We start from the raw sequence: 14,351 nt of genomic DNA on the forward strand, positions 1-14,351 counted from the left end.
ACTATTGCAAGCACAAAAAAGACCAATATCCACACTATGATAAAGCGCCAAAAAGCAGTATTAAAACAATGTATTATTCATAAGGTTGGAAACAAATTCAATGCTACTAAAAACGCCTTTTCAAATACCTTGGTCAACTTTGACGAAGCTACTTATGAGTTACTTCTACCCTATTTACTAAAACCATTTACAAGTGCGATAGAATCATTTCGCTTTCATCACCACAGCGATGTTGGATTAAATGAAATAAACACCTACAGCGATCAGTTATTTAATGATGACAGCGAATTTATTGAAGTGTCTAAACATATTTTAACGCATCTGTTTGAGCAGAGCAATTCTGCTCAGATTAAGGCAGGTGATGTACTTATCTGTTATTTTGAAGGAATCCAATTTGAAGACTATTTTACCGATGCCGTTGGTATCTACAAAATAGAAAACAAAACTCCGTTTTTTCAAACCTATTTGGAGAATAGCTCTTACGATATGTTGGTTCAAAAAGGAATTCAAGCCAAAAAGGTTGATAAAGGTTGTCTCATACTAAACACTGGAGATACAGAAGGTAAAATTGTATTAAGCATAGACAATAATGCTTATGATGCCCAGTACTGGATTAAGCGTTTTCTCAATATAAAATATCCTGATGATTATAACCAACACACCAAGAACTGTATAGAACTTTGCAGGGAATTCTCTAAGGAGGTACTTCAACCTAATTTTGGTGGTCAAGAGCAGAGCAATTTTTTAGCAAAAACCGTAGATTTTTTCAAAGAAAACGATATGGTAAATCTTGAAGTTTTTAAGGAAGAAGTTTTTGAAGAAGAAGACCAAATTGCACTTTTTGAAGATTACAAAAAAAGCTATGAAAGCGAACACAAAGTGTTGATTAGAAATCAGTTCGATGTTTCTGAACGTGTACTCAAAAAGCAAAAGCAAAAAATTAAAACTGAAATTAAACTAGATACTAATATTCAGATCAAACTAGATGTAGATGCCCCAGACGCCTCGGCAGAGTATCTAGAAAGAGGTTTCGATGAGGACAAAAAAATGCATTTTTACAAAGTCTATTTCAATGCAGAAAGCTAAGTTAATTCAGCTTCGAACAGATGCTTAAAATGCTTTAATAACTTGGCTTTAATTTCATTTTCATCGACTTTGTCAACTCCAAGCTCAACATTCATTGAAGTCACCGCTTTACCTCTAATTCCACAAGGAATAATATTATCAAAATACCCGAGGTCTACATTGGCATTTAGCGCAAAGCCGTGCATAGTGACCCAACGACTTGCCCTTACGCCCATAGCACAAATTTTTCGGGCAAATGGCGTGCCTACGTCTAACCATACACCTGTTTCTCCAGGACTCCGTTCCGTCTTTAACCCATATTCTGCCAAGGTTAAAATGATAACCTCTTCTAGGTAGCGTAGGTATTTATGAATATCCGTAAAAAAATTATCTAAATCTAAAATAGGATAGCCAACAATTTGTCCTGGGCCATGATAGGTAATATCCCCGCCACGATTAATTTTATAAAACGTGGCTCCTTTTTTTGCTAGTTCGGTTTCAGAAAGAAGTAAATTAGATACATCTCCACTTTTGCCTAGGGTATAGACATGAGGATGCTCAACAAACAAAAAATGATTTTTAGTCTCAAGACCTGCTTCTTCTCGTCTATTCTTTATTTTGGTATCTAAAATAGCTTTGAAAAGATTTTCTTGGTAATCCCAAGTGACTTTAAAATCTTTTCTCCCTAAATCCTGAACCTGCACGCTTTTATTCATAACGCAAAGTTAAGGATTTATCGGTCAGGATTGTTTAAAATAACTAGTGCAGCAATAACCCCTGGAACCCAACCACAAAGCCACAGTAAAAATGTAATTAGTATGGACCCACAGCCTTTGTCTATAACGGCTAAAGGTGGGCAAATAATGGATAGCAATACGCGCCAAATACTCATAAACTGTTTTTTGATTTTGATGTAACTATAGGTCTTTATTTTGCTAAAAACGTTACATCGTAGCAGTACTAAAAACTAAAATTTGTAGATTCGTTCTATGCGAAGTTTTGTATTGATTTTATTTTTACTTAACAGTATTCTTTGTAAGGCCCAATACGCTTTCTCTGGTTACATTAACCCAGAAGACTCAAAGAGTCCGGTTTATCTCTCTCTGGTAGAAGATTACAGAAAGATGTCAGGTGCCTATTCTGAGCAAATTCTCACAAAAACACTTGCAGATTCTACAGGCTATTTTCAATTCACCGGCGATCAATTAGCTAACCAAAATAGAATTTACCGTATCCATATTGACAAATGTTCGGATTCCTCTAATGAAGTAAATCATTTTAATGGTGATTGCAGCGATAGTGAAGCCTTTCTATTTATTGCTAAAAACACAGATACCCTAAGCCTACCTTTCTCCTTTGGAAAACAAATATTTTGTGCCGTAGAATCTAACAATCCAGGCGCAAGTGCTTTTCTAAAAATAGATTCCCTCAAACAAGATATGAAATTTGCCTATGGCGAATTTAGAAGTGAGGCCAATAGAAAGCTCAACAATAAAAAGTGGTTTAGAACCCTACAAGAATTTGGCCAGAATTTGGAAGAACCATTGGCCGAATTATATATCTATAATTACCTTTCAAATCGAAGCAGTGACCTGCATAGCTACTATGTACAAGATTTAAAAACTAACACATATTATGACGCCTTACTAGATAGACTAGTGTCTCAATACCCAAACGCGAGTTATACAAAGCAATATAAGGGCGAATTAGAATCTGATCGCTATATGTTGGGATTTAATGACGGAGGTAAGTTAAATAGTTACACTTACTGGCTTTTTGGATTACTACTACTCTCTCTCGGTTTGAACGTCTGGTTGATTTATTATCAACTAAAAAAACAAAAAAATCGAAGTATAGCTTTGAAGTCCAATCTGTCTAAACAAGAAACAATTGTGTTAGAGCAATTACTATTAGATAAATCGAACAAAGAGATTGCAGAAACTCTTTTTTTAAGTGTAAGCACTATTAAATCGCACACCAATAACATCTACAAAAAACTCAATGTGCAATCGAGAGAAGAGGCTAAGTCTTTGTTTATCAATTAGGTAAAAAATTCAACCTCGGTACTAGTACCAATTTCAAACCCACTTTTTTTGTATTCTCTCCCAGATTAAAGGTAGGTTTGCTTCAGTATTAATCAAAAATTTATTAATTATGAAACGAACAGTTTTAAATGTATTTATTCTGGTATTAGCCTTAGGCTTCTACAATTTTGAATCGGCCAATGCTTCACTAAATCTAGATGCGATGGCGATTATTAGTTTTGAGTCCCAGACCATTGATTATGGAACTATTTTACAAGACTCAGATGGCAATCGGGTTTTTAATTTTCAAAATACAGGAGATGCGCCTTTGTTAATTACCAATGTAAAAACCTCGTGTGGCTGCACCGTCCCTTCTTATTCTAAAGACCCTATACTTCCAGGAGAAACAGGTGAAATTAAAATTAATTACAATACCAAAAAGTTAGGTGCCTTTACCAAATCCATAACTGTATCATCGAACACTAAAAGCGGAAATACGGTATTAAAAATAAAGGGGAATATTATCGCATCAGAATAAGTGACAAGAAGAATATTTTTAAGGAGGTTGTGGCTTGGTTAGTTAGTTTTAATCAAGTCATAACCTCTATAATTTAAGATTTTTCAATTTCTTTAATTCTAAGTAGAGATTAACTATTGTATGAGCCTCACAATCTTTTCTTAAGGATTCAATGTTTACCTGAAATAATGTAATTTTGCATTTCAAAAAATTAAGGGCATGCAGCTGTCAGAGCAAGAAATCGTAAGGCGAGAGAAGTTAGAAAAACTAAGGGCACTAGATATTAATCCTTACCCAGCAGATTTATATCCAGTTAATCATACCACTGAGGATATCAAATCTAGCTATCAAAATGAGAAAAAAGTGACCATAGCGGGTCGGTTAATGTCTCGAAGAATTCAGGGAAATGCGAGTTTTGCTGAGCTTCAAGACAGCGAAGGCCGTATTCAGGTATATTTCAATAGAGACGAAATTTGTCCTAATGATGATAAGACAAAATATAATACTGTCTACAAGAAACTACTTGATATTGGTGATTTTATAGGTATTGAAGGTGAGCTTTTTACGACCAAGGTTGGTGAAAAAACAGTAATGGTAAAAGACTTCACCTTACTAAGCAAAGCCCTAAGACCTTTACCACTTCCTAAAACAGATAGTGAAGGTAATGTTTACGACGAGTTTAACGATCCAGAACTTAGGTATAGACAGCGCTATGCCGATTTAGCAGTTAACCCTCATGTTAAAGAGGTTTTTGTTAAGCGTACCAAGCTATTTAATGCTATGCGTCAATTTTTTAATGATGCAGGCTATTTTGAGGTAGAAACGCCGATATTACAACCTATTCCTGGAGGTGCTGCAGCAAGACCATTTGTAACCCATCACAACACCTTAGATATTCCACTTTACATGAGAATAGCTAACGAATTGTATCTAAAACGTCTTATTGTTGGTGGCTTTGAAGGGGTTTATGAGTTTTCTAAAAACTTTAGAAACGAGGGTATGGATCGCACTCATAATCCCGAATTTACGGCTATGGAGATATATGTAGCTTACAAGGATTATAATTGGATGATGGATTTCTGTGAGCAGCTTTTAGAATACTGTGCCATTGCGGTTAACGGTACCACCGAAGCCACCTACGGAGCGCATAAAATAGATTTTAAAGCACCTTACAAGCGCATTACAATGCGCGATTCTATTTTAGAATTTACCGGGTTTGACATTAATGAAAAAACGGAAGATGAGATAAGATCTGCTGCTCAAAATATGGGTATCGAAGTTAACGACACCATGGGTAAAGGCAAACTCATAGATGAAATTTTTGGTGAAAAATGTGAAGGCAATTATATTCAACCCACATTTATAACAGATTACCCAAAAGAAATGAGCCCGTTGTGCAAGGAACATCGCGATAATCCTGAATTGACGGAACGTTTTGAGCTCATGGTCTGTGGTAAAGAAATAGCCAATGCCTATTCGGAATTGAATGATCCTATTGATCAACGCGAGCGTTTTGAACATCAATTGCAATTGGCCAAAAAAGGTGATGATGAAGCAACAGAATTTATAGATTTTGATTTTCTAAGAGCTTTAGAATATGGTATGCCACCTACCTCAGGTATGGGAATTGGCATGGATCGTTTGGTAATGTTTCTTACCGATAATCAAAGTATACAAGAAGTGTTGTTTTTTCCTCAAATGAAACCCGAGAAAAAGCCACTTGAGATAAGTGAAGAAGCTAAAATGGTATTAGCTATCCTTGCTAAGCAGGAGAAGATGGTACTTAGCGAATTAAAGGCAAATTCTGGTCTTTCTAACAAAAAATGGGACAAAACCATTAAAGAACTAACAGGTAAGAAAGTTGCCAAGGTTGAAAAAACTGATGAGGGTCTTTTTGTTGAAGCCTTATAGTTATATAACATCATATTAGAAAAAAAGAATCAGTACGCTGATTCTTTTTTTGCTTAAATTCTAGGCTATTCACCGAGTAGTTCTTGGTAATACCCATATTTTTATTACTTTACCGTCCTAACTATATCAATATTTGTTTTCTTCAATATATGAAACGCTTTTTTTACTTAATTGTAGGGTTTGGAATACTATCCTGTAGTAATGATGACTCTGTCACACCCAGCCCTGAACCTCAGGTCGTTGCGGAATTTAAAACCAACTTATCTGAATTAAATCTTTATTCAGGTGAATTAAGTGCGCTAGACATTTCGCCGTACGCCTTTCAGTATGAACTAAACACGCCTCTTTTTACCGATTATGCCCATAAAGAACGTCTTATAGCTTTACCAGAAGGTACTACAATGCAATTCGATGGCGACGGGCTTCCAATTTTCCCTGATAATACTGTTATTGCAAAGACATTTTACTACAATATTGATGAACGAGACCTTTCTTTGGGACGGCAAATTATAGAAACTCGGGTTTTAATTAAAATCAATGGCCAATGGACTACAGGAGATTATAAATGGAATGATGAGCAGACAGAAGCTGTCTTAGATTTAAATGGAAGCACAGTCCCTGTAAACTGGGTAGATAATAACGGAGTAGCACAATCTACCGATTATGAAATCCCGTCTAATACAGATTGCTTTACCTGTCATAACTCTTATGACAACCTAACTCCTATTGGACCGAAACTTAGAACACTTAATTTTAATTTAAACGGTGACAACCAGTTGCAAAACCTTATTGACAATTCTTACCTTTCAGGGCTTACTGATGCTGGAGAAGTGGATTCAATCGCAAATTGGGAAGACACCTCGGCCCCATTAGAAGACAGGGCACGGTCTTATTTTGACGTCAATTGTGCACATTGTCATATTCCAGGTGGTTTTTGTGACGACTTATCTACCTTAAATCTCGACTATGCAACAAGCCTTGAGGATTCCAATATTATCCAGAGAAAATTCAGCATTTCGTCAAGAATGGGTATATATATTCCTGAATTTAGCATGCCTTTTATTGGTACAACGATGATTCATTATGAAGGTGTAGACCTGATTCAATCCTTTTTAGACACACTTTAAAAGCTTCGTTAAATAAATATTAAAGTAGTAGCCTTATTTTAAAGATAAGCATTGGAATCCTTACTTTCATGCAAATTTTTTAAAACCGACAATTGTGAGATTCTATTCAACTAAACTACTCTATGTGCTTTGCGCATTTTTGGTTTTTTCTTGTTCAACAACGAAAAAAGCCAGCAAATCTAAAAAATCAGACCAAACAGCAATGGCTAAACCACCAGGAAAAAAGCCTGGTAAAAATGATATTCAGCCTTACGATAAGGTGATAACCGACAAGGCCAAATCGGACGAAGGTCTTTTTTATGTGCACCAATTAGAGGACAAATATTTTTACGAAATACCTGATTCATTATTTGAAAGAGAAATGTTGATGGTAACCCGTATTTCTAAAACTGCTGCAGGACTTGGTTTTGGCGGTGGAAAATTGAGCGAGCAAGTACTTCGCTGGCAAAAGAAAGACAAAAAAGTATTACTAAGAATGGTATCTCACCAAGTAGTAGCTGCAGATTCTTTACCTGTGCATGAAGCAGTAGTAAATTCTAACTTTGAACCAGTAATTGCAACATTTCCTATTAAGGCTCTAGGAAAAGACTCTACAAGCACTGTTATAGACGTAACCGATTTATTTTCAAAAGATGTCAAGCCATTAGGTTTTCCTCAAAGAAGACGTCAGCAATATAGAATTACACGCCTAGACGGACAGCTCTCGTACATTGAAAGTTTAAAGTCTTACCCAACTAACATTGAGTCTAGAACAGTAAAAACATACGCTGCCGGCCAGCCACCATCAAATTCTAATACTGGAGCAATTACTTTAGAAATCAACAATTCTATGATATTACTTCCTAAAGTACCTATGCAACGTAGAATATTTGATCAGCGTGTAGGATGGTTCACCAGTGGCACAACGGATTATGGCTTACCAGCTCAAGAGAGTAAAACCATCACATATCTAGACCGTTGGAGATTAGAAGTTAGAGATGAAGATATTGAGAAATTTAAAAGAGGGGAATTAGTAGTTCCTAAGAAACAAATAGTATACTATATTGATAGGGCAACTCCAGAACAATGGAGACCTTATATAAAGCAAGGTATTGAAGATTGGCAAGTAGCTTTTGAGGCCGCAGGTTTTAAAGAAGCTATTATTGCAAAAGACCCTCCAACACCAGAGGAAGATCCAGAATGGTCTCCTGAAGATGCCAGATATTCTGTAGTTAGATATTTAGCGTCTCCAATACCAAATGCCAATGGCCCTCACGTAAGTGACCCTAGATCTGGTGAGATATTGGAAAGTGATATTAACTGGTATCACAACGTTATGACCTTATTGAGAAACTGGTTCTTTGTACAAACTGCAGCTATTAACCCTGATGCCAGAGGTGTTGCCTTTAAAGATGAAGTTATGGGACGATTAATTCGTTTTGTATCTGCACATGAAGTCGGGCATACGCTTGGTCTACCACATAACATGGGTAGCAGCGTAGCTTATCCAGTTGAGAAATTACGTGATGCTGAATTTACAAGGAAATATGGAACAGCACCTTCAATTATGGATTATGCCCGTTTCAATTATGTGGCTCAACCAGGTGATGAAGGCGTGGCTTTAATGCCAAATATTGGACCTTACGATAAATACTCAATAAATTGGGGTTACAGACCTATTCTTGAAGCCAAAACTGCTGCTGATGAAAAGAAAACATTAGACAGCTGGATATTAGAAAAAGCTGGAGACCCAATGTATCGCTTTGGAAGACAACAAAGGGGAGTTATTGACCCTAGCTCTCAAACTGAAGACTTAGGAGATGACGCGGTACTAGCTAGTGAATACGGTATAAAAAATCTTAAACGTATTCTTCCTAATCTAATTGAATGGACTGCAGAAGACGGTAAAAATTATGATGATTTAGAAACCATGTACGGTCAAGTCCTTGGGCAGTTTAATCGCTATATGGGTCATGTATCATCTAATATTGGTGGTGTATATGAGTACTACAAGACTTACGACCAAGAAGGAGCAGTTTACACACACGTTCCTGCTGACCACCAGAAAAAAGCAATGCAATTTATACAAGATCAGTTGTTTACTACGCCAGAATGGATGTTAGACAACAACATTTTCAACAAAATAGAAAGTGCTGGACATATTGAACGTGTAAGAGGAATTCAAACGCGTACGTTGAACAATATGATGGATTTTGGCAGAATGCAACGTTTGCTCGAGAATGAGTCCATTAACGGTTCATCAGCTTATGGTTTGTATGATATGATGAAGGATTTGCGCAAAGGTGTGTTTAGTGAATTACGTACAGGTAAAAAAATAGATATTTACAGACGTAATCTACAACGTGCTTACATAGAACGCATGGAGTTTATAATGAAAAATGAGCAGCCATCAATACCTGCTCAATTTAGAAGATTCTTTAGTGGTACAAGTGTAAATGTAAGTCAATCTGATATTAGAGCAATTGTACGAGCTGAATTGAAGTCCTTACGTTCTCAATTAAGAAATGCACGTGGTGGGGACGCTATGAGTAGAATTCATATTGCAGATGCATTAGAGCGCGTAAATGATATTCTTGACCCTAATAATTAGGATAGAAAGAACAATGGTAAAAAAAGCTTCGATAAAAATCGAAGCTTTTTTTTGGGGTTTACATTTATCAAAGTTTTGAAAATGTTATCTTTACCATTTAAAACACTAAAAAAATGAAAAAATTAATCTTATTACTTATAACTATGGTTGCGTTTAATTTAAGCGCACAAGATTTAAAATCACTATCTAAATCTGCAGAAGGCATGACTAAAGCCACAGATAACAACTCTTTTGTAGAGAAGTTTGCTGGTGACCAAGTTAAAAAACTAACTAAAAAACTGAATTTGTCGGAAAAACAACAGACGCAGGTCAGTGATTTAGTGGTTTCTCAATTGAAATCAGAAAAAGTACAAAAACTTATTTCTAGTTTTTCTCCTGATCAATTAATGGGCTCGGCCGCACAAAATGAAATATCTAAAACTGTTATGGGCAATAGTTCTTTTCAAAACGGTATGGATAAAATATTAACAGACGAGCAGAAAAAAATAAAGCTATAGGTACATACCTCAGTGACGAATTTCGTTGATAAGAGCTTCATAATTATATGAAGCTCTCTTATTTTAGATGGGTTTCTACGCCTATGTGATAAGTTTCAAATTCTATGAGATTATTGTGGCCGCCACCTTCAATAGAAATAAACAATATGTCCTGTACGCCAATCTGTGTTAACTTCTTACCAGAGGAATAAGGCACCACTTTATCTGCTGTGCCATGTAATATTATAACGGGGCAATTTACTCGTTTTAAATACTCATAGCTTGGAATTTTGTACTTTAGTAAAGAGGAAACCGGCAATAACGGAAACCTATGTTTAGCGACATCTGCAATGCTATAGTAGGGTGTTTCTAGAAATAGTTTTTTAGGTGTATTATTTTGTGCTAAATAAGATGCTATACCTGTTCCTAAAGACCGTCCATAAATAATTATTTCATTCTCACTGTAATACTCCTTAAGGTAATTGTAGGAGTATTGTGCATCGCTATAAAGTGCCTCTTCACTAAGCTTACCTTTGCTCTTACCATATGTCCTATAGTCTATCACAAAGACATCGTAGTTTAAACCAACAAAATATTCTGTTACAGTACCCCATCTGCTCAAATTCCCCGCATTTCCATGAAAATACAGAATTACTCCTTTTGGCGCTTTAGCTTTAAAATGTAAGGCATTAATGAGCGCATTCTTCTCAGGCTTAAGAAAAACCTCTTCAAACGGATAGTTAAACTGGTACTCATAGTCTTGCGCCAATTCAGTTGGTAAAAACATTATTTTTTCTTGCAAAAGATATAAGGAGGCTCCAATCATAATATATATTCCAAAAAGCGCAAATAGTGTGTATTTAAGCTTTTTTCTTGGATTTTTTCGCACTGTGAATGACATTAATACTCGTTGTTTCTAAATCTATAGTTTTAGGCTCGCTATTTAAAATATCATCTAACATTTTATGGTATGCTTCAAAATTATTCAAGTTTTTATGACCTCCTCCAATAACCGTATGAAGTTTAGTAAGTTCTGGCTTAATCTTCGCCAGTTTAACACTTGTCTTGTATGGAATAAGCTTATCATTTGTTCCGTGGATAATATGTATAGGGCACTGCACGTACTTAAGCCATTTGTAGGTTGGTAACGGGTACTTTATTAAAATTGAAAGTGGCATAAAAGGTGCGTAACGTGCCGTAACTTTTGTTAGACTGTAATATGGAGCATCTAGAATCAATAAACGTGGATTGTTCAATGATGCTAGCTTTGTTGCAAAACCCGAACCTAATGACCGCCCATATAGTATAATCCTATCTTCGGAAGTTCTTTCCTTAATCTTGTTATATACTTCTTGTAAATCGCGCTTAATAGCTTTCTGGGAACGTTTTCCTGTACTTTTCCCAAAACCGCGATAATCTACCATAAGCACATTGTATCCATGCCTAGTAAAATCTACGGCAAATTTCCCCCAGCCTTTTATGCTTTTGGAGTTGCCTTTAAGGTAAAGTACAACACCCTTGCTCTCCCCTTTTGGAAAAAATCGCAATCCATTAATAATAGCTCCATCTCTAGTTTCGAGATTATATTCTTTGGTTTGTTGATTTTCGTAGTCAAATTGAAAATCTAAAGGTAATTTTTCAGGTTTAAAAAGCATATAATCCTGCAAGTAATATAGTGCTATACTAATTGCAAAGTATATACTGAAAATAATGAGAACTGTAGAAACCCAATAAGTCATATAAAGAAATATATACCTACAATATAGAAAAATTAGACTGAGGCTCATGAAGATATTATTGTATAAATATTCAATAGTTAAAAATAAAGCCTAAAAAAACAACTACTTTTAAAAGTAACTAAAATCGCATTTCAATTGTGAAACGAACTATTTCACTTCTATTACTGCCATTTATAACCACTAGTACTGCCTAGAGCAAATCTGTAAAGTCGTCCGATAAAATACAAAGCGCTAAATTGAAAGATGATTACGGCAATTCACAAAAAGCATCCAAAGATGAAGCTCAATTAAAATATGACAAAATACATAAGGATCCTTTCAATAAGATAATTTCTGCGTTTAAAGATATTTTAACCCCAGAACAATGGGCTAAATATACTTCTTCGTTATCTAAGACGAAGTCATCACTAAAACACTATAGAATTAAAAATTGAAAGACTGTTTTCTATCAGGCACGCTACTTTTAAATAAATTACTATTTTAGTAACCAATAATTAAATCTCACAAAATGAAAAAGGTAATTACCATATGCGCTTTTGCAATTGCAATGATTCTTGGAACCCAATCTGCAGTTGCTCAAATGAATAAAAAAGACGTAAACGCGATAGCTGCAGAAAAAACTGAAGCCTTAAGACAACAGCTCAAATTTGACAATGAACAGCGTAACGAGATTTACGACGTGTATAAGGTCTATGTTCAAAAAAAGTCTAGCCTAAGGAATACATCGCTTAATAATCCTTCCTTAGAGAAGTTAAATGTTTTCAGAGACGAGAAATTCAAACTGATTCTTACAGAAGCCCAATTTGAGCGTTATTTAAAATTAAAAGAAGAGTAAAAAACTTCTAAAAGCTTCATTTTCATGAAGCTTTTTTATAACTCTTTTGCAACTTCCTCAACTGCAGCAATAGTTTCATTTAAATCTTGATAGGATAACGCATCAGTAATAAACCATGACTCAAAAGCACTCGGTGCAATGTAAATCCCTCGATTTAGCATACCATGAAAAAATGTCTTAAAAGTGTCATTATTACCAGCTGCAGCTGTTTTAAAATCCACAACCTCTTCCGTACAAAAATGTACAGATATCATTGAGCCTATTCTATTGATAGTGTAATCAATGTTGTGACGGTCTAAAACATCTGCCATTCCTTGGTGTAGATATTTGGTTTTTTCCTCTAGCCTGTTCATTAAGCCCTTATCTAATTTAATGGCCTTTAGCATTTCTAATCCAGCTGCCATAGCCAGCGGGTTTCCGCTAAGTGTTCCTGCCTGATAAACAGGTCCTGATGGGGCTAACACATCCATTATTTCATTTCTAGCAGCAAAAGCACCAACAGGTAATCCACCTCCAATAACCTTTCCAAAGCAAACGATATCAGCATCTACACCTTTGAGTTCTTGAACACCCCCTTTGGCAAGCCTAAATCCTGTCATCACCTCATCGAATATCAAAAGAGCATCATATTCATCACATAGCTGCCTTAATCCTTCTAAAAACCCTTGCTGCGGTGGAATACAGCCCATATTGCCTGCAACAGGTTCCACGATAATTGCAGCTATTTCATCCTTATTAGCCTTGAATAAGCGTTGAACACTTACTAAATCGTTATAATCCGCTAAAAGCGTATCCTTAGCTGTCCCTTGAGTTACACCTGGGCTATTAGGTGAACCAAATGTCACGGCTCCACTTCCTGCCTGAATCAAAAAGGCGTCACTATGACCATGATAACATCCAGCAAATTTTATTATTTTCTCTTTTTGTGAAAAGCCTCTTGCCAAGCGTATAGCACTCATACAAGCCTCGGTTCCAGAATTAACAAAGCGTATCTTATCAATGTTAGGGACCATGGAGACTCCTAATTCCGCAATCTCTGTCTCTAGCTTAGTAGGCATACCATATGACGTGCCTTCCCTAGCTCTATCTATAACCGCATTAACTACTGGCGGAAAAGCATGACCCAATAGCATCGGACCCCAAGAATTGATATAGTCGATAAATCGGTTACCATCCTCGTCATAAACATAAGCGCCACTAGCAGATTTGGCAAAAATAGGAGTTCCTCCAACGGCCTTAAAAGCTCTTACCGGAGAGTTTACACCTCCCGGAATAACTCGTTCTGCATCTTTAAACAACGCGCTACTTCTTTGATAAATCATAATATTAATTGGGAATCATTAATTCTTGACCTAAGGCCAAATCATTTGATGATAAATTATTTAATTCTTTTATGGCTTCAACTGTTGTGCTATAACGTTTAGCCAAGGAATAAAGGGTATCTCCTCGCTCAACGATATAACGCAGAACGCCACTGTTCACTTTTACTAGCTCATCGAGATTGCCCTTACCTAAAACTTCTGCATCGTATTTGTATAGCTCATAGCGTTCTATCAAGCTAATTAACTTCTGCGGATACTTACGGTCTGTGGCATAGCCAGCAGCTTTTAATCCTTTGGCCCATGCTTTATAGTCATCTGGTTTTAACTTAAACAAGTTGGCATAACGCTTCCGTCCAGTTAGAAATTCTGAATGGTCTCTATAAGAGGACTCTGCTTCCTTATACTTTCTAAAACACTCTTTAGACCTGTCATCATCGTGATATATTTTAGCCCCTTGCCAACCATGACATTTAATTCCAAAATGATTATTGCCCTTGACGGCTAGACGACCTCTTCCAGAACCGGATTCTAAAATACCTTGAGCTAGAGTAATACTTGCAGGAATTTTAGCAGTGCGCATCTGTCGCTTGGCAATCCCAGCAAATTGGTCAATATACTGTTCTGTAGATGATAGCGGTTTAGTAATTGTTTTCGCTTCAGTCACCTCATGCCCTTTTTTTGTTTTATCAACAACGTCCTTTTTCTTTTCCTTTTTAGTCACAATACCTTTTTTCGGACCGCAACC

General features: G+C 36.1%; 14 protein-coding genes. 8 read left to right on the top strand and 6 right to left on the bottom strand.

Annotated elements, in window-relative coordinates; genetic code table 11:
- Positions 1 to 36 precede the first annotated feature (36 nt).
- Positions 37 to 1,086 carry a nucleoid-associated protein gene (locus J4050_RS09590; RefSeq protein ID WP_208154367.1) on the top strand — a complete coding sequence of 350 codons (1,050 nt, stop codon included), beginning with the start codon at positions 37 to 39 and terminating at the stop codon, positions 1,084 to 1,086.
- On the opposite strand, the gene lipB is transcribed toward J4050_RS09590, so the two are convergent.
- Together lipB and J4050_RS09600 are read right to left on the bottom strand one after the other, a co-directional pair.
- The gene (gene lipB / locus J4050_RS09595; RefSeq protein WP_208154368.1) at positions 1,083 to 1,781 is read right to left on the bottom strand and encodes a lipoyl(octanoyl) transferase LipB; all 699 of its coding nucleotides are present in this window, start codon (positions 1,779 to 1,781) and stop codon (positions 1,083 to 1,085) included. The genes J4050_RS09590 and lipB overlap by 4 nt on opposite strands.
- Before the next feature lie 17 nt (positions 1,782 to 1,798).
- Positions 1,799 to 1,957 (bottom strand): YqaE/Pmp3 family membrane protein, encoded by a 159-nt coding sequence (locus J4050_RS09600; RefSeq protein ID WP_208154369.1) that lies wholly within the window; start codon positions 1,955 to 1,957, stop codon positions 1,799 to 1,801.
- A gap of 97 nt (positions 1,958 to 2,054) precedes the next feature.
- Between J4050_RS09600 and J4050_RS09605 the strand changes: the two genes are divergently transcribed.
- The 6 genes from J4050_RS09605 to J4050_RS09630 all read left to right on the top strand — a co-directional run bounded on the left by J4050_RS09605 (position 2,055) and on the right by J4050_RS09630 (position 9,731).
- On the top strand, positions 2,055 to 3,110 hold the full coding sequence (locus tag J4050_RS09605) for a LuxR C-terminal-related transcriptional regulator (RefSeq protein WP_243878607.1): 1,056 nt from the start codon (positions 2,055 to 2,057) through the stop codon (positions 3,108 to 3,110).
- Between the two features lie 109 nt (positions 3,111 to 3,219).
- Positions 3,220 to 3,627 carry a DUF1573 domain-containing protein gene (locus J4050_RS09610; RefSeq protein WP_208154370.1) on the top strand — a complete coding sequence of 136 codons (408 nt, stop codon included), beginning with the start codon at positions 3,220 to 3,222 and terminating at the stop codon, positions 3,625 to 3,627.
- A 198-nt stretch (positions 3,628 to 3,825) separates the two neighbouring features.
- Positions 3,826 to 5,517 (top strand): lysine--tRNA ligase, encoded by a 1,692-nt coding sequence (gene lysS / locus J4050_RS09615; RefSeq protein WP_208154371.1) that lies wholly within the window; start codon positions 3,826 to 3,828, stop codon positions 5,515 to 5,517.
- Between the two features lie 149 nt (positions 5,518 to 5,666).
- Complete coding sequence (locus J4050_RS09620) at positions 5,667 to 6,644, top strand: hypothetical protein (protein WP_243878608.1); 978 nt, start codon at positions 5,667 to 5,669, stop codon at positions 6,642 to 6,644.
- A 91-nt stretch (positions 6,645 to 6,735) separates the two neighbouring features.
- Positions 6,736 to 9,234, top strand: coding sequence for a zinc-dependent metalloprotease (locus J4050_RS09625; RefSeq protein WP_438874715.1), 2,499 nt, complete (start codon positions 6,736 to 6,738; stop codon positions 9,232 to 9,234).
- A 113-nt stretch (positions 9,235 to 9,347) separates the two neighbouring features.
- A complete protein-coding gene (locus J4050_RS09630) occupies positions 9,348 to 9,731 on the top strand; it encodes a hypothetical protein (protein WP_208154372.1) in 384 nt (127 codons plus the stop codon).
- Between the two features lie 58 nt (positions 9,732 to 9,789).
- Here the strand turns inward: J4050_RS09630 and J4050_RS09635 are convergent, their stop codons facing one another.
- Complete coding sequence (locus tag J4050_RS09635; protein WP_208154373.1) at positions 9,790 to 10,611, bottom strand: alpha/beta hydrolase; 822 nt, start codon at positions 10,609 to 10,611, stop codon at positions 9,790 to 9,792.
- Positions 10,571 to 11,449, bottom strand: coding sequence for an alpha/beta hydrolase (locus J4050_RS09640; protein WP_208154374.1), 879 nt, complete (start codon positions 11,447 to 11,449; stop codon positions 10,571 to 10,573). Before J4050_RS09640 ends, J4050_RS09635 begins: the two co-directional genes overlap by 41 nt.
- A gap of 508 nt (positions 11,450 to 11,957) precedes the next feature.
- On the opposite strand from J4050_RS09640, the gene J4050_RS09645 reads away from it, so the two are divergent.
- A complete protein-coding gene (locus J4050_RS09645) occupies positions 11,958 to 12,284 on the top strand; it encodes a hypothetical protein (RefSeq protein WP_208154375.1) in 327 nt (108 codons plus the stop codon).
- Positions 12,285 to 12,319: 35 nt separating this feature from the next.
- On the opposite strand, the gene hemL is transcribed toward J4050_RS09645, so the two are convergent.
- Both hemL and J4050_RS09655 read right to left on the bottom strand, forming a co-directional pair.
- Positions 12,320 to 13,606, bottom strand: a complete 1,287-nt coding sequence (hemL, locus tag J4050_RS09650; protein WP_208154376.1) for a glutamate-1-semialdehyde 2,1-aminomutase — start codon at positions 13,604 to 13,606, stop codon at positions 12,320 to 12,322.
- Between the two features lie 4 nt (positions 13,607 to 13,610).
- The gene (locus J4050_RS09655; RefSeq protein ID WP_347879109.1) at positions 13,611 to 14,327 is read right to left on the bottom strand and encodes a glucosaminidase domain-containing protein; all 717 of its coding nucleotides are present in this window, start codon (positions 14,325 to 14,327) and stop codon (positions 13,611 to 13,613) included.
- Positions 14,328 to 14,351: the final 24 nt, after the last annotated feature.

Source organism: Winogradskyella pelagia, assembly GCF_017581965.1.
Classification (GTDB): domain Bacteria; phylum Bacteroidota; class Bacteroidia; order Flavobacteriales; family Flavobacteriaceae; genus Winogradskyella; species Winogradskyella pelagia.

Bases quoted from the DNA above. Each gene is read 5' to 3' on its own strand.
- J4050_RS09590 (WP_208154367.1), top strand. From the start codon at position 37: ATGATAAAGCGCCAAAAAGCAGTATTAAAACAATGTATTATTCATAAG.
- lipB (WP_208154368.1), bottom strand. From the start codon at position 1,781: ATGAATAAAAGCGTGCAGGTTCAGGATTTAGGGAGAAAAGATTTTAAA.
- J4050_RS09600 (WP_208154369.1), bottom strand. From the start codon at position 1,957: ATGAGTATTTGGCGCGTATTGCTATCCATTATTTGCCCACCTTTAGCC.
- J4050_RS09605 (WP_243878607.1), top strand. From the start codon at position 2,055: ATGCGAAGTTTTGTATTGATTTTATTTTTACTTAACAGTATTCTTTGT.
- J4050_RS09610 (WP_208154370.1), top strand. From the start codon at position 3,220: ATGAAACGAACAGTTTTAAATGTATTTATTCTGGTATTAGCCTTAGGC.
- lysS (WP_208154371.1), top strand. From the start codon at position 3,826: ATGCAGCTGTCAGAGCAAGAAATCGTAAGGCGAGAGAAGTTAGAAAAA.
- J4050_RS09620 (WP_243878608.1), top strand. From the start codon at position 5,667: ATGAAACGCTTTTTTTACTTAATTGTAGGGTTTGGAATACTATCCTGT.
- J4050_RS09630 (WP_208154372.1), top strand. From the start codon at position 9,348: ATGAAAAAATTAATCTTATTACTTATAACTATGGTTGCGTTTAATTTA.
- J4050_RS09635 (WP_208154373.1), bottom strand. From the start codon at position 10,611: ATGTCATTCACAGTGCGAAAAAATCCAAGAAAAAAGCTTAAATACACA.
- J4050_RS09640 (WP_208154374.1), bottom strand. From the start codon at position 11,449: ATGACTTATTGGGTTTCTACAGTTCTCATTATTTTCAGTATATACTTT.
- J4050_RS09645 (WP_208154375.1), top strand. From the start codon at position 11,958: ATGAAAAAGGTAATTACCATATGCGCTTTTGCAATTGCAATGATTCTT.
- hemL (WP_208154376.1), bottom strand. From the start codon at position 13,606: ATGATTTATCAAAGAAGTAGCGCGTTGTTTAAAGATGCAGAACGAGTT.